Genomic DNA, 22,294 nt, shown 5'->3' on the forward strand with positions numbered 1-22,294 from the left:
CCCTACAAGGTGGCCTTTTATCGCAGGAAACCTCGGTAACACGGGGTTCACACTCGGGCAACGGACGGGAAATCGCGTCTTGCCAAGCTGCGCGGCATAGACCGCTGCACCCGCAAAGGATGGCGTCCGTGACGTTCAAGGCTGAGTACATCTGGATAGACGGCACCGAGCCGACCGCCAAGCTTCGCTCCAAGACGAAGATCATGGACGGCACGCCGTCGGGCGACGTGGCGGATCTCCCGATCTGGGGATTCGACGGTTCGAGCACCAACCAGGCCGAGGGCCACGCCTCCGACCGGGTGCTGAAGCCCGTCTTCACCTGTCCGGACCCGATCCGCGGCGGTGAAGACATCCTCGTGCTGTGCGAGGTCTTCAACATCGACATGACGCCGCACGAGTCCAACACCCGGGCCGTGCTCCGTCCGGTCGCCGAGCAGTTCGCGGGCCAGGCCCCGATCTTCGGCATCGAGCAGGAGTACACCTTCTTCGACGGCCACCGGCCGCTCGGCTTCCCCGAGGGCGGCTTCCCGGCCGCGCAGGGCGGCTACTACTGCGGCGTCGGCGCGGACGAGATCTTCGGCCGCGAGATCGTGGAGAAGCACCTCGACAACTGCCTGGCCGCCGGGCTCGGGATCTCCGGCATCAACGCCGAGGTCATGCCGGGCCAGTGGGAGTTCCAGGTGGGCCCGCTCTCCCCGCTGGAGGTCTCCGACCAGCTGTGGGTGGCCCGTTGGCTGCTCTACCGCACCGCCGAGGACTTCGACGTCTCCGCGACGCTGGACCCGAAGCCGGTCAAGGGCGACTGGAACGGCGCGGGCGCGCACACCAACTTCTCCACCAAGGCGATGCGCGAGGGGTACGAGGCGATCATCACCGCGTGCGAGTCGCTGGGTGAGGGTTCCAAGCCGCTGGACCACGTGAAGAACTACGGCGCGGGCATCGACGACCGGCTCACCGGTCTGCACGAGACCGCCCCGTGGAACGAGTACAGCTACGGCGTCTCCAACCGCGGCGCCTCGGTCCGTATCCCCTGGCAGGTCGAGCAGGACCAGAAGGGGTACATCGAGGACCGCCGTCCCAACGCCAACGTCGACCCGTACGTCGTCACGCGGCTCATCGTGGACACCTGCTGCACCGCGCTGGAGAAGGCCGACCAGGTCTGATCCCGACGCCACGGATGCCCCGACGGGCATCCCAACGGGTGTCCCATCGGATGTCCCAGGGGCCCGCCGGTTCACACCGGCGGGCCCCTTCCCGTTTGTTTCCCCGCTCGTTCGAGACCGGGGGAAGGAAAAGTGAGCAAGAAAAAGCGCAGCGTGAGGAAGGTAACGCCAAGAGGCCGTATCGACGGGTGAGAGGAGTCTGATGCATTGCCGCAATGTCTGCTTCAATGGAGCCATGGCCAGCTTCCAGTACATCGCGTCGGGTCGCAGCGACCTTGAGCCGTTCTGGCCTTCCCGTCAGCACCATGATTTCGACCGGGTGTGTTGCCGCGCGTGGAACGCGCAGGCCCTCTAAAGCCGCTCACCCCGGCCTTCGGTCCGCGCGCACGACGTAAGTCCGTCCTCGACGACTCCTCGCGCGAAAGAGCTGACCCTCCATGGCGAACACCCGTACTTTCTCCGCCGCTTCCGCTGCCACCGCAGCCTCCCCGGCGCCCGCTGCGGCCAACCCCACCGCCCGCTCCCTCTCCCCCAACCGGCACCGTCTGCGCGCCGTCGACCGTGACGAGGTCGCCCGGCTCTCCGACGTGGCCGACTTCCTGCCGCCGGGCGCGACGTGGCTGCCCGCCCCCCAGCACACGCTTCCCGCCCTGCCGGGCCAGCCGCCGATGATCGGTTACCTGGTGCTCGTGCCGGCCGACCAGCAGCCGGCGCTGGCCGGTGCGGTCGCCGCCTCGCAGCACGCCCGGCAGCTCGACCGCCAGGGTGACCGGCAGACCGACCGGCCGGGCGACCGTCAGGGCCGCGGGCCCTTCGCCCAGCAGTCGGCGCCGGAGCCGGCCGAGGAGGCGGCGCCGCCCGGGCCGGTCCGGATCGACGCGACCCGGCGTACGGCCTCCGTCGACGGCGTCACCCTCGACCTCACGTACCTGGAGTTCGAGCTGCTGGCCCACCTGGTGGCGCACCCGCACCGGGTGCACACCCGGGACCAGCTGGTGACGACGGTGTGGGGGTACGGGCATGTGGGCGACGGGCGCACCGTCGACGTCCATGTCGCCCGGCTGCGCCGCAAGCTCGGTGCGGAGCACCGGCGTTCGATCCAGACGGTCCGCCGGGTGGGGTACAAGTACACGCCCTGAGCTGTCTGTTGCCCGCGCGGCGGCCCCGGACCACGGTCTCGTACCGTGGTCCGGGGCCGTCCCCGTGTGTCACACCTTCGCGGTTACGGGGGTGGCCTCCGCCCGCAGGTCCGGCTCGCCGCCCTCCAGGCTCGGCAGCCGCGAAAGGCCCCTCGGTGTGCGCCAGTTGCGCTCGCCGAGCAGCAGCATCACGGAGGGCAGGAGCACCATCCGTACGACGGTGGCGTCGAGGAGCACCGCCACGGCGAGGCCGACGCCCATCTGCTGCATGTCCTGCATGGAGAGCGTGCCGAACACCGCGAAGACCGCCACCATGATCGCGGCCGCGCCGGTCACCGCCCCGGCCGTGCGGCGGATGCCGGTCTCGATCGCCGCCCGGTTGTCCTGGCCGGCGCCGCGGGCCTCGCGGATCCGGGAGACCACGAACACGTGGTAGTCCATGGAGAGGCCGAACAGCACGACCAGGACGAAGAGCGGCATCCACGCCTCGATGGCGCCGACCCCCTCCGAACCGATGAGCGAGGCGCCCCAGCCGTGCTGGAAGACGGCGGTCATCACCCCGTAGGCGGCGGCCACGGAGAGCAGGTTGAGGACGATGGAGGTGATGGCGATGACGTACGACCGGAAGCAGAACAGCGTCAGCAGGAACGTCACCGCGGTGATGAACGCGAAGACCGGGACGATGCCGCGCCGCAGCTGGTCGTTGAAGTCGACGGAGGAGGCGGTCTCCCCGGTGACGTACGCTTCCGCTCCCGTCCCGTCGAAGGCGGCGGGCAGCCGCTGCTCGCGGAGTTCGGTGAGGCCGGTGGTGCCGCCGGGGAGGGGGACCTCGATCTCGGCGATGTTCCGGTCGCGGTGGACGGTGACGTTGTCGAAGCCCGCGAGGGCCTTGCCGACGTCCGGGGCGGTGATATCGGGTGCCCGGACGACGACCAGGGCGGGGGCGGGGCCGCCGGGGAAGCTCTCGGTGATCGTGCGGTGGGCGACGGAGAGCTGCGAGTCGGAGCCGAACTGCTTCTCCAGGCCCAGGGTTTCGGTCTTCATGCCGAGCGCGGGGGCGGCCAGGCCGAGGAGGAGGACGGTGGCGGCGACGGCGAAGAGGCGGGGGCGGGCGAGTACGGGGCCGAGGACGCGGCCGCTGATGTGGCCTCCCTGCCGGGCGCGGCGGTTGAGGAACGGGATGCGGCCCGCGTCGACGCGGTCGCCGAGCCAGGAGAGCAGCGCGGGCAGGACGGTCACCGAGCCGAGCATGGCGATGAACACGACGATGATCGTGGCGAGGGCGAACCCCTTGAACAGCAGGAGCCCGGAGAGGAACATGCCGCCCATCGCGACCATCACGGTCAGCCCGGAGACGAGCACCGCCCGGCCGCTGGTGGCGGCGGCGATCCGCAGGGCGGTCCCGGCGTCCCGGCCCGCCGCCCGCTCGTCGCGCTCGCGGCGCAGGTAGAAGAGGCAGTAGTCGACGCCGACGGCGAACCCCATCAGGAACATCACCGAGTACGTCGTCTGGAACAGGTGCAGCTGGTGGCTGGCGAGGGAGAGCAGGCCGAAGGCGGCCAGGCACGCGGTGAGCGCGAGGCCGACCGGGAGCAGGGCGGCGACGACGGCGCCGAAGGCGACGAGGAGGATGCCGAGGGCGAGCGGTACGGCGGTGAACTCGGCCCGCCGGAAGTCGTCGGCCAGCAGGTCACCGAGCCACTTGCCCGCACTCGCCTCGCCGAACTGGTGGATCTCGACGTCCGGATGGGCCTTCGCCACGGCGGCCACGGCGTCCAGCACGGGCTGGACCCGGTCCGGGGCGGTCCGTGCGTCGCCGCGCATCGCGAAGGTGACCAGGGCGTCCTTGCCATCCTCGGAGGGGAGGGGCGCGGCCAGGTCCCGTACCGCGCCGGTGTCACCTACGGCGTCGGCCAGGGCCGCGGCGGCCGTTTCCCACTCCCCGGCGGCGGGGGCGGAGACCATGACCAGCTCGCCGGCGGGCTTGGCGAGGCCCGCGTCCTGGAGGATCTGCTCGGCGCGGGCGGAGTCGCCGGCCCCGTTCTCCGCGTCGGACATCTCGACCATGCCGGTGGCCCCGCCGATGCCCGCGGCGAGCACGACGAAGAGCAGCCAGCCGAGAACGGCGGTCTTGCGGTGGTGTGTGCTCCACACGCCGATGCGTGCGGCGAGGTTGTGCCTCGCGCGGTTGCGCTTCATGCGGTTCCCCCCAGGGACAGGCTTCGGAAAGGGCCGTACGTCGGAACGCATCGAATCTAGGAACGGCGGCCCGGCCGCCCCAGCCGTCGGAGCCCCCCATCGCGAGGGGCCGGCACGAGGTCCCGGGGTGGTGCTGGCTACACCCCCGGGTGGGTGGCGTACCGGCTGCCGCCGTGGGGTGGGCGGGGGCGAGACTTGCAGCACGACGGGGGCCGGCTCGGGTCCCGTGAGGGGAGAGGGATCACGATGAACGCACTCGCGACACGGATACGGCCGCCGATGCTGGCGGCGGGACGGGGGCTCGTCCTGTCGGTCTACGGGCTGGCGGTCTCCATCATCCTGTTCGTCCTCGCGGTGCTCTCGATCGCCTTCATCCTGCTGGGCATCGGGGTGTTCACGACCCCGCTGGTGCTGGAGGGGGTGCGCCGCCACGCGAACCAGCGGCGGCTGTGGGCGGCCGACTGGTCCGGCGTACGGATACCGGTGCCGTACCGCCCGTTCCCGCCGGATCTGCGGAGAGGCGTGACCGGGCAGGTGGAGCGGACCACGCTGCTGCTGAAGGACCCGGCGACCTGGCGGGACCTCCAGTGGCTGCTGGCCGACATGACGGTCGGCCCGGTCGTGGCGATACTGGCCGCCGCCCTGATGATCTACCCGGTCGAGGGGCTGGTCCTGGCGGCGGGGCTGTGGCGGGTGTTCCAGGACGGCAGCCCGTACTGGTACGGGTTCGTGCCCGTGGACAGCCAGGCGACGGGGCTGGCCGCGCTGGCGCTCGGGGCGGTGATCTTCGCCGTCGGCCTCAGGGCCGCGGCGCCGCTGCTGCGGCTGCACTTCGTGATCGCCCGCCCGCTGCTGGCGCCGACGCCCGAGCAGACGCTGGCGCAGCGGGTGGACCGGCTCACCGAGACGCGGCACGAGGCGGTGGACACCGCCGCCTCCGAGCTGCGGCGCATCGAGCGGGACCTGCACGACGGGGCGCAGGCGCGGCTGGTCGCGATGGGGATGAACCTGGGCACGATCGAGGCGCTCATCGAGAAGGACCCCGCGCAGGCGAAGAAGTTGCTGGCCATGGCCCGGGAGTCGTCGGCGGAGGCCCTGACCGAGCTGCGTGACCTGGTCCGGGGCATCCACCCGCCGGTTCTCGCCGAACGGGGCCTCGGCGACGCGGTCAAGGCGCTGGCCCTGCGGCTGCCGGTGGCCACGGAGGTGACGGTGGAGCTGCCGGGGCGGGCGGAGGCGTCGGTGGAGTCGGCGGCGTACTTCGCGGTGAGCGAGGCCCTGACCAATGCGGTGAAGCACTCCGGCGGCGACCGAATCCGGGTGGACCTGCACCACGGCGAAGGCATGCTCCGGATCTCCGTGACGGACAACGGCGGGGGCGGTGCGCGGATCGGGTCGGGCTCCGGGCTGAGCGGAATCGAACGGCGACTCGGTACATTCGACGGCGTCCTGGCCGTCAGCAGCCCCGCGGGCGGCCCCACTATGGTCACCATGGAGCTGCCTTGCGTGTTGTCCTAGCCGAAGACCTCTTCCTGCTGCGCGACGGACTGGTGCGCATGCTGGAGGCGTACGGGTTCGAGATCGCCGCAGCCGTGGAGACCGGGCCCGAACTGAGCAAGGCCCTGGCCGAGTCGGAGCCGGACGTCGCGGTCGTCGACGTCCGGCTCCCGCCGTCCCACACGGACGAGGGGCTGCAGTGCGCCCTGGCCGCCCGGCGGGCCCGGCCGGGGCTGCCGGTGCTGGTGCTCTCCCAGCACGTGGAGCAGTTGTACGCGCGGGAGTTGCTGGCCGACGGCAACGGGGGCATCGGCTATCTGCTGAAGGACCGGGTCTTCGACGCGGACCAGTTCATCGACGCCGTACGACGAGTGGCGGCGGGCGGCACGGCGATGGACCCGCAGGTCATCTCCCAGCTGCTCTCCCGCCGTTCGCGGGACGAGCCGATGGGCGGGCTCACCCCGCGCGAGCGGGAGGTGATGGAGCTGGTGGCGCAGGGCCGGTCCAACACGGCGATCGCCGCCCAGCTGGTGATCACAGAGCGGGCGATCGCCAAGCACACGTCGAACATCTTCGGGAAGCTCGGCCTGCCGCCCTCGGACGACGACAACCGCCGTGTGCTGGCGGTGCTGGCCTATCTGGACCGCGGCTGAGCGCCGGTACGCGCGGCAGGGGTGCGCGGAGCGGTGCTCAGCCCGTGAACCAGCCCGCCGCGTCCAGCCGGAACGCGCCGCCCGGGGCCATCGCGCGGAGGTCCTGCTCCAGGGCGGCCAGCCGTTCCTCCCCCAGCTCCCGGGCCCACTCGGCCCGCAGCCGGTCGAAGCCCTCGGCGGACCGGGCCAGCAGGTCGACGCCGTGCGAGGTGAGGCGGATCAGGGTGCGCCGGCCGTCGGCGGGGTCCGGGGCGCGCTCCACGTAACCGAGGGTCTCCAGCTTCTCGACGGTCTTCCCGGCCGCCTGCTTGGAGACCCCAAGGCGCCGCCCGATGTCACTGATGGCCGCGCCGTCGCGCCCCACCGCCTGGAGGGCGAAGCCGTACGCGGGCCGGGTCTCGGGGTGTCCGTGCTCGGCGAGGTCCCGGTGCAGGGTGTCGATGATCGAGCGGAAGCCTGCGAAGAGGAGCAGCGGCAGCTCAAAGCCGTTGCGGGACTCGACAACCTGGTTTACCTTTTTTTCGTCAACCATGTTGTCCACCCTAGCGCTGCGAGAGGTTTGCCATGCCCTTCCCCGACCACACTCCCGACACCGCCCCGCCCGCCGCACGGCGAGCGCTGGAGTCGGTGACGGAGCGCCTGGGCTACCGACCCGCCGCCGTCGCCCGGCTCGCCACCTCGCCGCACACCCTGGACGGCTTCCTCAAGATCAGCGCGATCTTCGAGTCCTGCACCCTGGACCCGCTCTCCCGCGAGGTCCTGATCATGACGATGGCCACCCGTAACGACTGCCACGTCTGCGTGGCCATGCACACGGCGAAGCTGACCCGCATGGGCGCAGACCCGGCACTCCTCGCCGCCCTCCGCGACCGCACGAACCCCCCGCTTCCCGACGAACACCTGGAAGCCGTACGCCGGTTCACGCTGGAGGTGCTCGCCTCGGCGGGGGCGGTCGACGACGAGGCGTTGCGGGACTTCCTGTCGTACGGCTACACCGAACAGAACGCCCTGGAAGTGGTCCTGGGCATCGGCGCCTACACGCTGTCCACGCTCGCCAACCGGCTCACCGGAGCACCGGTGGACACCCCATTGGCCGCCTTCGCCTGAGAATTGGGCATTCGGGCCGCTTTCCCGCTGGAGCTTCGCACGAATCGGCCGCGGGGCTGAACAGGGCGCCGGGGCCGCGCGTATGGGACGTCACGCTTCTCCCTCGAAGCAGAGGAGTCCCATGCGACGCACAGCACGTACACCCCGTACGTCCCGCAAGAAACGCTCAAGCCTGGCCAACCGGGCCATAGCCGCCTCCGCCGCCCTGATCCTGGGCGGGGGCGGGCTGGTGGCGGTCAATGTCTACGCCTCCGCGGGGGAAGGGCCGTCCGGATCGCCGCCCACCACCCGGGCCCAGAACACGGGCCGCCAGATGTCCACCATCGACTGTCCCGATGCCGGTAACGAACTGCCCGACGTGCCCGAGCAGGCACGCCCCGAGGTCGACCGCGAGCTCGCCGCGATGGATACCCAGATCACCGATGCCTACCGGCAGTTCGCCGACCGGAAGGAGCAGATATCCCAGGATCCGGGGCTCGCCGAGAACACTGTGCTCGGCCCGTTGCGGAACAAGCGGACGGCGAGCCTCGACCGCATCGGCATCGCGATCGGACGCGTCGGAGAGCGGCCCGCGGGGATCGAAGGCCTCGCCGGGTGCAACCTGCGCGCCGACGACAGCGCCTCCGGCAACCCTGGCGGCAATCCCGGCGGAGACACGGGTGCCGGCGGCAACGGCAGCAACGGCGGTGACGGCGGCAACGGCGATGGCGGCCAGGACGACGGCCAGGGGCAGGACCAGGGCCAGAATCAAGGCCAGGGCGATGACCAGGGCCAAGGTGACAACCAAGGCCGGGGTGACAACCAAGGCAACGGCCAGGACCCTGGACAGGGTCAGGGCCAGGGCGGTCAGGGCGGCAACGGGCCCGAGCCGTCCGATTTTGTCGACATCCAGTCCGTCCAGCCCAATGTCCAGCGCCCCCGCCAGCGCCGCGGCGCCTCCCGGGGCACCTTCACCACCGACTGCGGCCGTAACGAGAACGGGAAGTTCAACCCGGACAACGTCATCGTCGCGCCCGGCGTGAGCAACGGCGCGCACCATATGCACGATTACATCGGCAACCAGGCCAACGACGCCTTCGCCAGCGACGACGACCTGGCGAACGGCGCCACCACCTGCCGTAATCAGGGCGACCGGTCGACCTACTACTGGCCCGTGCTGCGCCTGCAGAACGGGCAGGACGAGGCCGACGTGAACGCCGACGGCGGCGGGCGCGACCAGAACGTCGGCCAGATCCAGACACCGTCCCAGGTGACCCTGAAGTTCGTCGGCTCCCCCGTCGGCAGGGTCACCGCGATGCCGCGTTTCCTGCGGATCATCACCGGCGACGCGAAGGCGTTCACCAACGGCGACGCCAACGCCAACGCCTCCTGGAGCTGCACCGGCTTCGAGAACCGCCAGCTGAAGGACAAGTACCCGATCTGCCCCGAGGGCAGCCAGGTGGTCCGTACGTTCGCCTTCCAGAACTGCTGGGACGGGCAGAACACCGACAGCGCCAACCACCGCACCCATGTGGCGTTCGCGCAGCCGAACGGACGGTGCCCGAACGGGTTCCGGGCGGTTCCGCAGCTGGTCCAGCGGATCGTGTACGACGTGCCGCCGGGGCCCGGCTTCGCCGTCGACTCCTTCCCGGAGCAGCTGCACAAGCCGATCACCGACCACGGCGACTTCATCAACGTCTTCGACCAGAGGCTGATGAAGAAGATGGTGCGGTGCATCAACGACGGGCGCAGGTGCCGCTGATACGCCATCTGCGACACCTGTGACACCTGTGACACCTGTGACACCGAGGGGGCCGGTGCCGGTGATTCGGCACCGGCACCGGCCCCCGTGAGGCCCGTCCCCCCGAACCTGCGCGGTCAGCTCCCGTGGTGACCGGAGTGCCCTTCCTCGCTCCCCCCATCCCCGCTCTCCCCCGAGTGGTGCGGCGAGGCGGTCTCCACCGTCCCCCCGAGCCGGCCGCGCAGCGCCGCGACCACCTTCGCCTCGCCGACGGCGACCCAGCGCCGGCCGACGAGGTACGAACCGCCGTAGTCCTTGGCCTCGTTGATCCACTCGCGCTGGCCGCGGTCGGTGGCGAAGGTGGTCAGTACGTAACGCCCGCTCGCGATCTTGCAGTTGGCCTGCCGGAGCTCCTGGGCGTCGGTCTGTACGTTGGGTTCGCAGCCTGCCTTCTCGGCCAGCTGCTCCAGGGTTCCCGTCGCGGTCGGCGGTGCCGAGGGACGGTCGTTCCCGGCGCCGTCGGCCGCGTTCTGTTTGCCGTCCGCGCTGCACCCGGTCAGAAGCAGCAGCGCTGCCAGGAGGGTGCCCGCGGCCCGGGGGCCGGCTCCGACTCGCCATTCCGGTTCTGTCGCCATCGGCCCATCCTGCACCCAAATCCGGTCTCAGGTACGGGTGACGGCCAGGCTCGTCACATAGGCCTCCCGGACGGTGCCGCCGGGAAAGGCGTCGGCCAGCAGGGCGCGTTCCCGCTCCAACACAGGCTCCGCCACCGCCCGTTCCGCGACCAGGAAGATGGAATGGCTGGCGAGGTTGGCGAGGTGGACGTCGAGCGTCACCTCACGGCTCCACTCCACCTGCCGGGTACGGAAGTCGACCCCGGCGGGCAGCTCGGCGCGGAGCCTGGCGTCGGGGTCGTACGCCGCCACGTGCTGGTCCTCCTGACCCTCGCCGAAGGCGTCCAGCACCCGCCGCCGCTGCTCGCCGATCCACTCCACGCGCGGGTCGGAGTCGTTCCACCACAGCGCGAGCGCCCCGCCCGGGCGCAGCACCCGGCGCGCCTCGGGGACCGAACGGTGGGGGTCGGTCCAGTGCCAGGACTGGGCGTACGTGATCAGGTCCAGCGACCCGGTCCGCAGCGGCAGCCGGTTGCCGTCACCCCGGACCACCGGCACGTGCGGCAGGCCCCGGCGGAGCTGCCCCGCCATCCCGTCACCGGGCTCCACCGCCGTAACCCTCGCGCCCCGGCCGTCCAGCAGAGCGGTGGCGATCCCGGTGCCGGCACCGACGTCCGCGACGCGGGCCCCGGCCAGCGGACAGCCGGACAGCTCCTCGATCGCGTCGAGCAGGGCAGGCGGGTAGGAGGGCCGGTGGGCGGCGTAGGAGGCGGCGATCGCGTCGAACGAGCGGGCACGGGATGAATTCGTCGTCGTCATCCCTTCATCATGGCCCGGCCCCATTCCCGTACAGGGCGGCGGGAAATCCGTGCAGACCCCTGGCCCCACCGGGTACCCGTCAGTACATTGACACCATGTCTAACACGCAGCCAGCGGCGGTCGCGTCGGAGCGGACGGCGCTCAAGGCCCGCAAGGTCTCCTTCGCCTGGGAGAAGACCCCCCTGCACTGGGTGCCGGGCGATCCGTTCACCACGCACACCATCAACGTGCTCCATCTGCTGCTCCCTGCCGGAGAGCGCTGGTTCATCCATGTGTACCGGCAGATCCTGCCGTACATCCATGACGACCAACTCCGCGAGGACGTCATCGGGTTCATCGGCCAGGAGGCCGTGCACTCGCAGGCGCACGACGATGTGCTGCCGCACATGCGGGAGTTGGGGCTCGACCCGACGCCGTACACCGCGCAGGTCGACTGGTTCTTCGAGAAGCTGCTCGGGGACCGGACGCTGCCGCCGGGGCGGCCCTCGCAGTGGTGGCTGATGGAGCGGGTGGCGATGATCGCGGCCATCGAGCACTACACCGCCTTCCTCGGCGACTGGATCCTCAACGCCGAGGCGCTGGACCGCAAGGGCGCCGATCCGACCATGCTGGACCTGCTGCGCTGGCACGGTGCGGAGGAGGTGGAGCACCGGTCGGTGGCGTTCGAGGTGTTCATGCATGTCGACGGCGGCTACCGCAGGCGGGTGCGGACGTGGGCGGCGGCCTTCTCGGCGCTGGTCTTCCTCTGGCAGCGCGGCATCCGGTTCTTCATGGAGAACGACCCGAGCCTGCTGGACGGCAAGGCGTCGTTCAAGGCGTTCCACGCCAGCGGGAAGGAGGGGACGCTGCCCAGCACGGGCGCGATCCTGCGGTCCATACCCAGCTACCTCAGCCGCTCCTACCACCCCTCCCAGGAGGGCAGCACGGCCCAGGCCGTCGACTACCTCGCCCAGTCGCCCGCGGCGCTCGCCGCCGAGGCCCGTACGACGGGAACGTCCTGACCCATGGCCCTGCCGCGTCTCCGTACCGCCGTCCTCGTCGCCGGTACCGCCCTGCTCACCCGGCGGGCGCTGCGCCGCCGGATCGCCCGGTCGCCGCTGTGGCCGATGCCCGCGCTGCCCGATCCGGTCTCCGGGCACTCGCGGCGACGGGCGACGACCATCCGGCGGCTGACCGTCACCGAGCGCTCCTCCGTCGCCGACGGGGTCGTACAACTCCGGCTGGAGGGAACCGGGTTGCGGAGCTGGCAGCCGGGCGCCCACCTGGACCTCGTCCTGCCCTCCGGGCTGGTGCGGCAGTACTCGCTCTGCGGTGATCCGGACGACCCGGGTACGTACACGGTCGCAACCCGGCTGGTGGCGGACGGGCGGGGCGGGTCGCGGGAGGTGCATGAGCAGCTCCGGGAGGGCGCGGAGATCGAGGTGCGCGGGCCGCGCAACCGGTTCCCGCTGGTGGAGGCGGAGGCGTACGTCTTCGTGGCGGGCGGGATCGGGATCACGCCGGTCCTGCCGATGCTGCGTGCGCTGGCCGCGCGGGGGGCCGACTGGCGGCTGGTGTACGGGGGCCGGTCGCGCGGGTCGATGCCGTTCCTGGACGAGGTCGAGAAGCTCGGCGCCGACGGTGACCGGGTGACCGTGGTCGCGCAGGACGAGGCGGGACATCCGGACGCCGCCGCCACGCTGGCGGACATCGCGCCCGGCACGGCCGTCTACTGCTGCGGGCCCGAGCCGCTGATGGCCGCCGTCACCGCCGCGCTCCCCGAAGGCTGCACCCTGCACCTGGAGCGGTTCTCCGCGACGACGGGCGGGACGGACGCGACGGGCCCGGCGGACTCCGACGCCTTCGAGGTGGAGCTGCACCGCACCGGCCGTACCGTGCGGGTCGCGGCCGGGCAGTCGGTGCTGGCCGCCGTCCGCGAGGAGCTGCCCCATATCGCGTACTCCTGCGAGCAGGGCTTCTGCGGAACCTGCCAACAGCGCGTCCTGGAAGGCGAGATCGACCACCGCGACGAGCTGCTGACCGACGACGAGCGCGCCGATTCCATGCTGATCTGCGTCTCGCGCTGCCGGGGCGGGCGGCTGGTGCTGGACCTGTAGGAGCCACCCGGCCGCACTCCGGTTAGGCTGTCCGGATGACGACGACCGGGGTACGGCGCAGGATGGGCGTCGACGAGCGCAGGCAGCAACTGATCGGCGTAGCGCTGGACTTGTTCAGCCGGCGCTCCCCCGAGGAGGTGTCGATCGACGAGATCGCCGCTGCCGCCGGCATCTCACGGCCGCTGGTCTACCACTACTTCCCGGGCAAGCAGAGCCTGTACGAGGCGGCGTTGCGGCGAGCCGCCGACGAGCTGGCCGCCCGCTTCCTGGAGCCGCTCGAAGGGCCGCTGGGCGCACGGCTGTTGCGGGTGATGGGGCGGTTCTTCGACTTCGTCGACGAGCACGGGCCGGGCTTCTCGGCGCTGATGCGCGGCGGCCCGGCGGTCGGCTCCTCCACGGCCAACGCCATGATCGACGGTGTGCGGCAGGCCGCGTACGAACAGATCATCACGCATCTGGGTGTGGAAGACCCGCCCGCCCGGCTGGAGTTGGTGGTCCGCTCCTGGGTCTCGCTGGCCGAGTCGACCGCGCTGATCTGGCTGGACGGGCGGCGCATCCCGCGCGAGGAGCTGGAGGTCCAGCTCGTGCACGACTTCGCGGCGCTGGCCGCCGTCAGCGCCGCGTACGACCAGGAGATGGCGGGCATCGTGCTGCGGGCGCTCTCCCGGGAGCCGGCCGAGGGCCCGTTCGGCGACCTGCTGGCCCGCCTCTCGGCGCTCGCTCCGGCCGTCCCGGCACAGCGGCTTCCGCACGAAGAGGCCTGAGGCCCTAGGCCGGCAGGCCGTTGCGGTGCGAGACGCGGCGGGCGGCGGCCAGCAGGGCGTGGATCTGCGGGCCCGCCTGGTCGATGTCGGTCACCGGCTTCGGGAACGGCAGCCGTACGTCACGGTGGCTGCGCGGGTACTCCAGGCGCAGCGTCACTCCGTACCGGTCCATCGCCAGCGGCACGGCCCGCACCATCCCCCGGTCCGGATGCGGGCGGACCAGGCGCAGCAGCAGCGGCACCAGCTCGCTGTGGTCGTCGACCAGGTGCGTCAGCATGCCCGCCTCGCAGGCGGCGACCGGGTCCGTCTCCGTCCGCTCCAGCTCCTCCAGCGTGACGAACGTCCGGCCCTCGGCGTCCTCCAGGACCGCCTGGCCGAACTCCATGCAGGTGGAGGCCTCGGTGTCCGTGCTGTACGGCGCCGCCAGCAGCCCGGTCACCGTGACCCGGGCGCGCAACCGCTCCCGTACCGGAGTGGGCGCGATGTCCGTGAACTCCAGGCGCGCCGGGACCCGCTGCCCGGCCGGTGCGTGGCCGTCCTCGGACGGGGCGTGCAGGTGGATGTGGCCCATCGCTCCCGTGCCGTCCAGGCGGCGGACTTCGGTCTGCACCCCGTCGCTCACCACCGTCATCGAGTGGGCGACGACGAGGATCGACCGGACGCGCTCGGCGCGGGTCGGCTGCGTGGCACGGGGGCTGAAAGGACGCATCCGAACTCTCCAGAGGCGGTCAGGAAACCCAAGCGGTCACTTAGGTATGCCTAACCTAACCCATGATGCGCGGGTCGGGGTAGTCCGCTGCATGGATCGGTCCCGTGCGTCACTCCTCCGGGGCCCTCTCAGAGCTGGAGCTCGCTCTGCAGCGCCGCCGCGAGACCGACCTCCGCGTTGTCCGCCTGACCGCGTTCGAAAGCGCGCTGGTACGCCTCGTCCCCCACCGCCGCCCGGGCCTGGAGCTCGCAGGTCTCGCGGACCGCGCCCAGCTCCGGCGTACCGCGCTGCGGGTGGCCGACCATCCGCCAGTACGCGTGCCCGGTGCCGTACACCCTGGCAGCCTGCGCCCCCGCGCCCTGCGCGGCGATGGCGGCGGCCAGGATGTCCAGGCCCAGCGCGATGCCGAAGCTGTCGCGGAGCCGGTGCTTGCCCGCGAGCATGGCCCGGGCGTGGGCGGCGGAGTCCGCCGGGCGGCCCTGGAGCAGGGCGATCAGGGCGAGCTGGTAGTCGGCGTAGGACCGGGTCCAGTACTCGCCGCCCCGCTCGCAGGCCCTGCGCAGCGCGGCGGCGGCCCGCCCGGACTCGGTGAGCCGGCCCAGCGCGGTGAGCGCGAAGACGGTGATGAGGCGGCAGCGCAGCCGGTGGGCGGACTCCACGGGAGGCATGCCCCCACCGGACCCGGAGGCCGCGGTGGCCCGCTGCTCCACGGGCCCTCCGTCCGGCGGCGCCGTCTCCGTCATCCGCAGCACCCGTTCCGCCGCCTCCAGCGCCGCCGCCGGCTCCCCCGTCATCAGCTGGGTGAGGCCCGAGAGATACGTGGCGCCGAGCATGCCCTCGTCGTCCCGGTCGTACAGCGCGATGGCCGTGCAGAGCGCCCCGTACTTCTCGGCGGTCGCGAAGTCGCCCTGGAGCAGCGCCGCGACGCCGAGCACCCACTGGAGCCGGGTCCGGTGCGGGCCCTCCACCGGGCCTGATTCCAGGGCCCGTTGGGCGTAGCCGCGCGCCTCCGACAGATGGCCGCAGCAGGCCCAGAAGAAGCCGACCCGGCCCGCCATCTCCTGTGCGCCCGCCACATCGTGGGCGAGCAGGTGGTCCAGGGCGGCGCAGAGGTCGAGGTGGGTGTCGGAGACCTTGTGGTACCAGGAGATCTGGTCGGGCCCGGTCCAGCCCGCGTGGGCGCGGCGGGCGAGGCCGAGGAAGCTGGCCGCGTGCCGGTCGGCGGCGGCCCGCTCCTCACCTAGTTCGGCGAGCCACATGCGGCCGTACTCGCGCAGCGTGTCGAGCATGCGGTAGCGGGTGCCGTCCCACTGGACGACGGACTGCGCGACGAGCCCTTGCAGCGCCCGGTCCACCTCGTCCGGAGTGAGCGGCCCGCCGGTGCAGACCTCGCGCGCGGTCTCCTCGTCGAAGTCGGTACGCAGCACGGTCAGCCGGGCCCACAGCAGCCGCTCCAGCGGGGTGCAGAGCTCATGGCTCCAGCCGATCGTGGTGCGCAGGGTGCGGTGGCGGCGGGGCCAGAGGGAGTCGTCGGCGAGGAGGTCGAGCCGGGATGCGGTGAGGTCCTCGGCGTCGACCGGGGCGTCGAAGCGGGTTCCGATGCGGGTGGCGAGCTGGGCCACGGTGTGGCGGCCGATACCGGCGGCGGCCAGTTCGATGGCGAGCGGGATGCCTTCCAGGCGGCGGCAGATGTCGGCGGCGGCGGCCCGGTCGCCCGGCGCGTCCAGCCCCGCGTGCGGATCGGACGCCCGCAGCCGGTCCTCGAAGAGCTGGAGCGCGTCCGGGGCGCCGTCGACCGGCAGCGGCGGGATCCGTACCACGTGCTCGCCCCGGGTGCCGATCGGCTGCCTGCTGGTGACCAGGACGGTCAGGCCGGGCGAGGTGGTGATCAGCTCGGCGAGGAGGTGGGAGCAGGGGGCGCGGAGGTGCTCGGCGGAGTCCAGGACGAGGAGGAGGCGCTTGTCGCTGAGCCACTCGCAGAGCGCCTCCACCGGCATCCGCAGCGTGTGGTCGGCCAGCCCGACCGCGTCGGAGACGGTGGGGAGCAGGAGCGCGTCGTCGTAGAGCGGGGAGAGGTCGGCCCACCAGGCGCCGTCCGGGTAGCGGTCGGCGGCGGCGCGGGCGGCCCGGAGCGCGAGCCGGGTCTTGCCGACGCCGCCGGGCCCGATCAAGGTGGTCATCCGGTGCGTGGCCAACGCGGTCTCCAGCCGGGCCAGTTCGGCCCGCCTCCCGACGAAGCTGCTCGTCTCCTCGGGAAGGAATCCCACCAGGGTCATCATCACACCGTCCGGCACGCTGGGGCAGAGGGCGCCGGTGAGCCGGCCGCCCCGGCCGGGGCTTCCTGCCACGCGGACCGGGCCGGTCCCGCCTCCCCGACGCGGGGGGAGGCGGGACCGGCCCGGTGGTGGACCAGGACGGCTGTCGCGGCTCCATCGCCGACGTCTGCCGTCACCGTAGTGCCGGTCGGTGTCAGCGCAGGACGAAGACCGCCACCGTGCGTCCCGGTACGGTGAAACTGGCTGATTTCCCGTCGTACCTGGCTCGTTTGACCGTAAGATCCGCGCCCTTGGCCTGGACCGGGTGCAGCGCGTACGTCTTGCCCGCCGGTGCGGCGAGCTTCTGCACTGCGGTGTCCGGGGTGGCGTTGAGGACGACGGCCAGCTTGCCCAGGCGCATGGTGATCACGCCGGGGGTCTCGGCCGGGCCGGAGAGCGGGAAGGACAGGGCGGACTGCACCTGGCCGGTGGTGGAGAGCGAGAACTCCTTCTCGGTGCCACGGATGGTGAGCAGGTCGCGGTAGGCGGCCGAGGCGCCGTCGATCTGCGCGCAGTTGGGTGCGATCGTCGCGGAGGCCGTCAACAGCGGCTTCGCGTACGACCACTTGTCCTGGTTGTCGGCGGCGGGCGGCAGGCCCCGGCCGAAGCCGTTGCCGTCACGGCAGTCCCAGTGCAGGGCGTTGAACCAGTCGCCGCTGTCGTAGGAGTTGCGGTCCAGCGACTTGGAGCGCAGCAGGTCGGTGCCCGCCTGGGAGAGCGAAGGACCCTGGGAGAGGACGGAGGCGCCCATCGCGACGACCTGGGCCCTGGCCCGCTCGGCGGCTGTCGTGTCGGCCGGGAGCTTGAAGGCGAGGGTGTCGAAGAGCGTCTCGTTGTCGTGGGCGTCGGAGTAGGCCAGCGCGTCACCGGGGACGGCCGCGTATCCGGCGGGCGCCCCGTTGTAGTCGACGTCCGAGCCCTTGACCGTACGGCCGGAGGTGTCGGTGAAGGTGTAGTCGGCGAGGTTGCCGGAGAGGCCGACCTTGATCAGGTCCTGGTAGTGCAGCAGCCGGGCCTTCTGCTCGGCGCGGGTGCCGTTGGCGGTCGAGGAGTTGGGGTCGGTGTAGAGGCCGGAGGCGAAGCCCTGGACACCCGGGTCCTCGTCGAAGGGGCCGCCGCCGCGCACGGCGTCACGGGCCCGGTCGGAGAAGGTCGCGATGCCGGTGCCGGCCATGTTCTTCTGGGTGGCCTGGACGAAGCGGACGTCGTCCGCGATCTCGCCGAAGTTCCAGCCCTCGCCGTACAGGATGATCTTCTTCCCGTCGACGCCGTCCTTGGCGGGCGTGAGCCGGTCCAGCGCCTTGCGGACCTCCAGGATGTTGTCCTTGGGGTGGTGGCCCATCAGGTCGAAGCGGAAGCCGTCGACCTTGTACTCCTTGGCCCAGGTGACGATCGAGTCCACGACGAGCTTGCCCATCATGGCGTTCTCGGGCGCGGTGTTGGCGCAGCAGGTGGAGGTGGCGACGGTGCCGTCCTCCAGCAGCCGCTGGTAGTAGCCGGGCACGATCCGGTCGAGCACCGACTTGTCGTCCTGGCCGGAGGCGACGGTGTGGTTGTAGACGACGTCCATGACCGTGCGCAGTCCGGCCTGGTTGAGGCCCTGGACCATCTGCCGGAACTCGACGGTGCGCTTGGTGCCGTCGGGGTCGGAGGCGTACGAGCCTTCGGGGACGGTGTAGTGGAAGGGGTCGTACCCCCAGTTGAAGCCGTCCTTCGCGGCGGCCTTGCTCACGCAGGCCTGCTGCTCCTCGGAGTCGAGGGCGTAGACGTGCAGGTCGCAGGCGGGCTTGGCCTGGTCCTTCTTCTTCTCGGGGATGGTCCCGATGTCGAAGACGGGCAGCAGGTGGACGTAGCTGGTGCCGGAGTCGGCGAGCTTCTTCAGGTGCCGCATGCCCTTGGAGCGGGTGTCGGTGAAGGCCAGGTACTCACCGGGGTGGGTCGCCGTGCGGTCCGTGATGGAGAAGTCCCGGACGTGCAGCTCCTGGATCTGGACGTCCCGCAGCGGAGTGGCAGCGGGCTTCTTCAGGCCGGACCAGCCGCGCGGCGCCAGCTTCGGGTCGGTGAGGTCGACGACGAGGCTGCGGGCGGAGTCGGCGGTCAGGGCGGTGGAGTAGGGGTCGGTGACCTTGTTGGTGACCAGCTTCTGGACGGTGGGCGCCCAGACGGTGACCACGTACCGGTAGGGCTTGCCCCGCCAGTCCTTCTTCCCGGTGACCGACCAGACGCCGGTGCGGTCGTCGCGCTTCATCGGGTGCATACGGCCGTCGAGTTCGAGTGCGACGGTCGCGGCGGTCGGCGCCCACACGGAGAGCGTGGGGGTCGACTTCTTGAATACCGGGCCGAGTTCGGCGGTGGCCGCCTTCTTCCCGTACAGGTCGTCCAGAATTCCCGCCGTCTGTACGCCGGTTGCGGCGAGCAGAGCGCCATTGGCGGCGCGCTGCGTGGCGATGAGCTGGCCGCGCAGGGACTCACGGACGCGGTCGCGATCACGCGGGTCGACGGTGAAGGCCGGATAGTCCTTCAAGTGCGGGAACTTGGCCTTCTGCGCGTCACTGAGCGCGGAGGCAGTGAGCCGCAGCCACTGGCCCTCGTCGGAGAGCGCCCCGTCGACGACGGAGATGCCGCCCTTCTTGGCGTACACGAGCTGCTGGCTGGTGGCGTCGGTCGCCTTCACCTTCCAGACGACGGTGTTCGCGTCGATCCACTGCGCCTCCGCCTTGGTGAGGTCGGGGGCCGCGCCGCCGCCGACCTGCGGGAGCAGGTAGCCGGGCTTGGAGCCGAGCAGCCAGACCTCGTGGCCGTACGTGGCGAGGTCAAGGGACTGGTCGCTGGGGAGGTCCTTCTCGTCGCCCTTGTGCAGGATGTAGCTGAGCGAGGTGGCCCCGTCAGTGAGCGGGACCTCGAAGGTGACCCCGTAGGCGTCCTTCTTGACCGGCATCAGCGGCTTGGCCCAGTCGGTGGGCTCCTTGGCGCCGGTCCAGGTGTGCAGCCCCCAGCCGTCGTAATTCCCGTCGACCCGGTGGTAGTTGAGGACGGCCTTCGTGGTGTCCTGCGGAGGTGCCTCGGGGGCTTCGACCGCCTGCTCGTCCTTGCCCTGCTCGATCCAGACCTGCCCGGTCACCCCGAGGTCGATGGTCCGCCGCGGCCCGTCCGCCGTGCCGTTCTTCTCGACGGTGTACGGGACGGAGTCCGTGCCCTTCTCCAGGTCGAGCCAGGCGAACGCGCCGTACGCGCTCCGACCGATGAACTCGGCCGTCCTCTCACCGGACTTGAGCTGCCAGCCTTCGTAGTCGCCGTCGGCACGCTGGTAGTGGACGACGGCCCGGTCGCGCTCGATCGCGACGGGCTTCGGCGTCGGCGGGGTCTGTCCGGCGGTGGTGGCGGCGAGAGCGCTGGAGGTGCGGCCCGTGCGGTCGACGACAACGGCCTTGTAGCGCAGCGGCGTTCCGGCCTTCACCGACTCGTCGAGGTACTGCGTGACCTTGTACGGGGCGTAGTCGGCCGAACCGAGGGTCTGCCACTTCCCGTTGCCGACCTGCGCCGCGAAGACGACCCGGTTGAGCTGGCCGCCGTCCACGTCGGCGGTGATCTCGACGGTGCCGGTGGCGCCGGCGGCCGGGGCCTTCAGGGCGATCACGGGCTTGGCGGCGGGGGCGCCGAGCGGCTTGTCCGCGCGCAGCACGATGCTGGAGAGCGCGGGCACGGTGACGGTGACCTTCTTGTCCGTACCGCTGCGGACCGCGCCGGAACCACCGTAGATCTTACGGAAGTTGACCCCGGCCGACTCGGTGGAGAGCTGGACCGTCTTCGGCGTGGTCGCGTTGTTGGAGGCGACGAGGTACTCGTACGGCCGCTTGGCGTCGATACGGGAGGTGGCGTAGACCGAACCATCGGCGTACCGCTCGCTCTGCACGCCGTCCCGCAGCGCCGGGTGCTCCTTGGTGAGCTTGGCGAGGCCCGCGATGGAGCGGTAGATCGGGTGCTGGGTGTCGTACGCGTCCGAGGCGTGGGTGCGGTCGGTGCCGAGCTGGTCGTCGTCCAGGTAGTCGGCGGTCTGCGAGGCGAAGAGGGTCTGGCGGGAGTCCTTGTCGCCGCCCGCTCCGGTGAAGCCCTGCTCGTCGCCGTAGTAGATCACCGGGTTGCCCCGGCCGAGGAACATCAGCTCGTTGGCGAGGCGGGCCCGCTTCAGCAGTTCCGCGTCGTCGGCCTTCGGGTTGTCCTGCTTGAGGAAGGTCCCGATGCGGCCCATGTCGTGGTTGCCGAGGAAGGTGACCTGCTCGTAGGCGTTGGCCTTGTCCGTGGTGTAGCGGTAGTCCTGGCCGTACACCGAGGCGAGCCGGTCGGCCGGGGCTCCCTGCGAGGCGAACTGCCGGGCGGCCTCCTGGAACGGGAAGTCCAGCGTCGAGTCCAGCCGGCCCCGGGTGACGTACGGGGAGGTGATCGCCGGGTCGGCCGAGTAGACCTCGCCGAACATGAAGAAGTCGTCCCGGCCCCGCTTGGCCGCGTAGGCGTCGAGCGCGGTGGCCCACTGGGTCCAGAAGTCCAGGTCGACGTGTTTGACGGTGTCGATGCGGAACCCGTCGATGTCGAAGTCGCGGACCCACTTCTCGTAGATCTTCTCCATGCCCTTCACGACCTCGGGACGCTCGGTCCACAGGTCGTCGAGCCCGGAGAAGTCGCCGTACTCGTTGGACTCGCCGGCCCACGTCGAGTCGCCCCGGTTGTGGTACATCGTCGGGTCGTTGAGCCAGGACGGGACCTTCTTCTCCGCGCCGGGCGCCTGGACCGGGGTGTACGGGAAGGAGTCCCTGTCGACCTTCTTGATGCCGTCCCGGTCGTCGAAGGGGCGGCCGTCCTTGTCCAGGTACGGGAAGGCGCCCTTGGGCTTGTAGCCGTAGGCCTTCTCCGCGTAGTCGACGGTGTCGGCGGTGTGGTTGGTGATGACGTCGAAGAAGACCTTCATGCCCTTGGCGTGGGCCTTGTCGATCAGCTTCTCCAGGTCGGCGTTGGTGCCGAAGTGCGGGTCGACCTGGGTGAAGTCGGTGATCCAGTAACCGTGGTAGCCCGCCGACGCGTCCTTGCCGGTGCCCTGGACCGGACGGTTCTTGAAGATCGGGGCCATCCAGATGGCGGTGGTTCCGAGGCCCTTGATGTAGTCCAGCTTCTGGGTCAGGCCCTTGAGGTCGCCGCCCTGGTAGAACCCCTTGTCCGTCGGGTCGAAGCCGTGCTCCAGGCGCGAACCCTTCAGCCCGCCGCGGTCGTTGGCGGTCGAGCCGTTGGCGAACCGGTCCGGCAGCACGAAGTAGAACTGCTCACGCGTGAGGTCGTGCCGGGCCGCCTCGCGCGCGAGCTTCGCGTCGGAGGGCGGGGCGGGCGGTCGGGGCGCAGCGGCGGCGGTGGCCGCCGGGACGACGGGCAGCAGCGCCACGCAGAGTGCGGCGATCACCCCTCGCCTGAGGGTGGTTCTGGACACGAGAGGGTTCGCTCCTCGGCTGGTGT

The 22,294-nt window shown here is 71.3% G+C and carries 16 protein-coding genes; 9 read left to right on the forward strand and 7 right to left on the reverse strand.

The features are described 5' to 3' along the window. The first annotated feature begins 128 nt into the window (after nt 1–128). Both glnII and ACQP09_RS07680 read left to right on the forward strand, forming a co-directional pair. A complete protein-coding gene (glnII, locus tag ACQP09_RS07675; RefSeq protein WP_433396995.1) occupies nt 129–1,163 on the forward strand; it encodes a glutamine synthetase in 1,035 nt (344 codons plus the stop codon). A gap of 437 nt (nt 1,164–1,600) precedes the next feature. Beyond that, nucleotides 1,601–2,302 carry a winged helix-turn-helix domain-containing protein gene (locus ACQP09_RS07680; RefSeq protein ID WP_433396997.1) on the forward strand — a complete coding sequence of 234 codons (702 nt, stop codon included), beginning with the start codon at nt 1,601–1,603 and terminating at the stop codon, nt 2,300–2,302. A gap of 69 nt (nt 2,303–2,371) precedes the next feature. Here the strand turns inward: ACQP09_RS07680 and ACQP09_RS07685 are convergent, their stop codons facing one another. Beyond that, nucleotides 2,372–4,501 carry an MMPL family transporter gene (locus tag ACQP09_RS07685; RefSeq protein ID WP_433396999.1) on the reverse strand — a complete coding sequence of 710 codons (2,130 nt, stop codon included), beginning with the start codon at nt 4,499–4,501 and terminating at the stop codon, nt 2,372–2,374. Between the two features lie 246 nt (nt 4,502–4,747). On the opposite strand from ACQP09_RS07685, the gene ACQP09_RS07690 reads away from it, so the two are divergent. Next, entirely contained in the window at nt 4,748–6,019 is a 1,272-nt protein-coding gene (locus ACQP09_RS07690) for a sensor histidine kinase (protein ID WP_433397002.1), read from the forward strand. Next, on the forward strand, nt 6,004–6,651 hold the full coding sequence (locus ACQP09_RS07695) for a LuxR C-terminal-related transcriptional regulator (RefSeq protein WP_433397004.1): 648 nt from the start codon (nt 6,004–6,006) through the stop codon (nt 6,649–6,651). The genes ACQP09_RS07690 and ACQP09_RS07695 overlap by 16 nt, the downstream gene beginning before the upstream one ends. A 37-nt stretch (nt 6,652–6,688) precedes the next feature. Here ACQP09_RS07695 and ACQP09_RS07700 read toward each other — a convergent pair whose 3' ends face one another. Further along, nucleotides 6,689–7,183: a MarR family winged helix-turn-helix transcriptional regulator gene (locus ACQP09_RS07700; protein ID WP_026241457.1), complete on the reverse strand. Its 495-nt coding sequence runs from the start codon at nt 7,181–7,183 to the stop codon at nt 6,689–6,691. 32 nt (nt 7,184–7,215) lie between these two features. Between ACQP09_RS07700 and ACQP09_RS07705 the strand changes: the two genes are divergently transcribed. After that, entirely contained in the window at nt 7,216–7,758 is a 543-nt protein-coding gene (locus ACQP09_RS07705) for a carboxymuconolactone decarboxylase family protein (RefSeq protein WP_433397006.1), read from the forward strand. Between the two features lie 121 nt (nt 7,759–7,879). After that, nucleotides 7,880–9,499 (forward strand): DUF1996 domain-containing protein, encoded by a 1,620-nt coding sequence (locus ACQP09_RS07710; protein WP_433397008.1) that lies wholly within the window; start codon nt 7,880–7,882, stop codon nt 9,497–9,499. Between the two features lie 116 nt (nt 9,500–9,615). On the opposite strand, the gene ACQP09_RS07715 is transcribed toward ACQP09_RS07710, so the two are convergent. Next, nucleotides 9,616–10,113 carry a hypothetical protein gene (locus ACQP09_RS07715; RefSeq protein WP_433397010.1) on the reverse strand — a complete coding sequence of 166 codons (498 nt, stop codon included), beginning with the start codon at nt 10,111–10,113 and terminating at the stop codon, nt 9,616–9,618. Between the two features lie 27 nt (nt 10,114–10,140). Next, nucleotides 10,141–10,911, reverse strand: a complete 771-nt coding sequence (locus tag ACQP09_RS07720) for a class I SAM-dependent methyltransferase (RefSeq protein WP_433397012.1) — start codon at nt 10,909–10,911, stop codon at nt 10,141–10,143. Between the two features lie 95 nt (nt 10,912–11,006). Between ACQP09_RS07720 and ACQP09_RS07725 the strand changes: the two genes are divergently transcribed. The 3 genes from ACQP09_RS07725 (at nt 11,007) to ACQP09_RS07735 (ending at nt 13,771) form a co-directional block, all read left to right on the forward strand. Beyond that, entirely contained in the window at nt 11,007–11,912 is a 906-nt protein-coding gene (locus ACQP09_RS07725; protein WP_433397013.1) for a metal-dependent hydrolase, read from the forward strand. Between the two features lie 3 nt (nt 11,913–11,915). After that, a complete protein-coding gene (locus tag ACQP09_RS07730; RefSeq protein ID WP_433397015.1) occupies nt 11,916–13,007 on the forward strand; it encodes a PDR/VanB family oxidoreductase in 1,092 nt (363 codons plus the stop codon). A gap of 62 nt (nt 13,008–13,069) precedes the next feature. Next, entirely contained in the window at nt 13,070–13,771 is a 702-nt protein-coding gene (locus ACQP09_RS07735) for a TetR/AcrR family transcriptional regulator (RefSeq protein WP_433406515.1), read from the forward strand. A 4-nt stretch (nt 13,772–13,775) separates the two neighbouring features. On the opposite strand, the gene ACQP09_RS07740 is transcribed toward ACQP09_RS07735, so the two are convergent. The 3 genes from ACQP09_RS07740 to pulA all read right to left on the reverse strand — a co-directional run bounded on the left by ACQP09_RS07740 (nt 13,776) and on the right by pulA (nt 22,268). Beyond that, nucleotides 13,776–14,480 carry a DUF2470 domain-containing protein gene (locus tag ACQP09_RS07740; protein ID WP_433397017.1) on the reverse strand — a complete coding sequence of 235 codons (705 nt, stop codon included), beginning with the start codon at nt 14,478–14,480 and terminating at the stop codon, nt 13,776–13,778. A 128-nt stretch (nt 14,481–14,608) separates the two neighbouring features. Beyond that, nucleotides 14,609–16,759: an ATP-binding protein gene (locus ACQP09_RS07745; RefSeq protein WP_433406516.1), complete on the reverse strand. Its 2,151-nt coding sequence runs from the start codon at nt 16,757–16,759 to the stop codon at nt 14,609–14,611. A 190-nt stretch (nt 16,760–16,949) separates the two neighbouring features. Beyond that, the gene (gene pulA / locus ACQP09_RS07750; RefSeq protein ID WP_433397019.1) at nt 16,950–22,268 is read right to left on the reverse strand and encodes a pullulanase-type alpha-1,6-glucosidase; all 5,319 of its coding nucleotides are present in this window, start codon (nt 22,266–22,268) and stop codon (nt 16,950–16,952) included. Between the last annotated feature and the right edge of the window lie 26 nt (nt 22,269–22,294).

Origin of the sequence: Streptomyces sp. CA-146814, assembly GCF_050942385.1 — a bacterium.
Classification (GTDB): Bacteria; Actinomycetota; Actinomycetes; order Streptomycetales; family Streptomycetaceae; genus Streptomyces.

Coding starts and splice junctions, on each gene's coding strand:
- ACQP09_RS07740 (WP_433397017.1), bottom strand. CDS start 14,480: ATGCGTCCTTTCAGCCCCCGTGCCACGCAGCCGACCCGCGCCGAGCGC.
- ACQP09_RS07735 (WP_433406515.1), top strand. CDS start 13,070: ATGGGCGTCGACGAGCGCAGGCAGCAACTGATCGGCGTAGCGCTGGAC.
- ACQP09_RS07700 (WP_026241457.1), bottom strand. CDS start 7,183: ATGGTTGACGAAAAAAAGGTAAACCAGGTTGTCGAGTCCCGCAACGGC.
- ACQP09_RS07730 (WP_433397015.1), top strand. CDS start 11,916: ATGGCCCTGCCGCGTCTCCGTACCGCCGTCCTCGTCGCCGGTACCGCC.
- ACQP09_RS07745 (WP_433406516.1), bottom strand. CDS start 16,759: ATGATGACCCTGGTGGGATTCCTTCCCGAGGAGACGAGCAGCTTCGTC.
- ACQP09_RS07725 (WP_433397013.1), top strand. CDS start 11,007: ATGTCTAACACGCAGCCAGCGGCGGTCGCGTCGGAGCGGACGGCGCTC.
- ACQP09_RS07690 (WP_433397002.1), top strand. CDS start 4,748: ATGAACGCACTCGCGACACGGATACGGCCGCCGATGCTGGCGGCGGGA.
- ACQP09_RS07680 (WP_433396997.1), top strand. CDS start 1,601: ATGGCGAACACCCGTACTTTCTCCGCCGCTTCCGCTGCCACCGCAGCC.
- ACQP09_RS07720 (WP_433397012.1), bottom strand. CDS start 10,911: ATGACGACGACGAATTCATCCCGTGCCCGCTCGTTCGACGCGATCGCC.
- ACQP09_RS07710 (WP_433397008.1), top strand. CDS start 7,880: ATGCGACGCACAGCACGTACACCCCGTACGTCCCGCAAGAAACGCTCA.
- ACQP09_RS07685 (WP_433396999.1), bottom strand. CDS start 4,501: ATGAAGCGCAACCGCGCGAGGCACAACCTCGCCGCACGCATCGGCGTG.
- ACQP09_RS07715 (WP_433397010.1), bottom strand. CDS start 10,113: ATGGCGACAGAACCGGAATGGCGAGTCGGAGCCGGCCCCCGGGCCGCG.
- ACQP09_RS07705 (WP_433397006.1), top strand. CDS start 7,216: ATGCCCTTCCCCGACCACACTCCCGACACCGCCCCGCCCGCCGCACGG.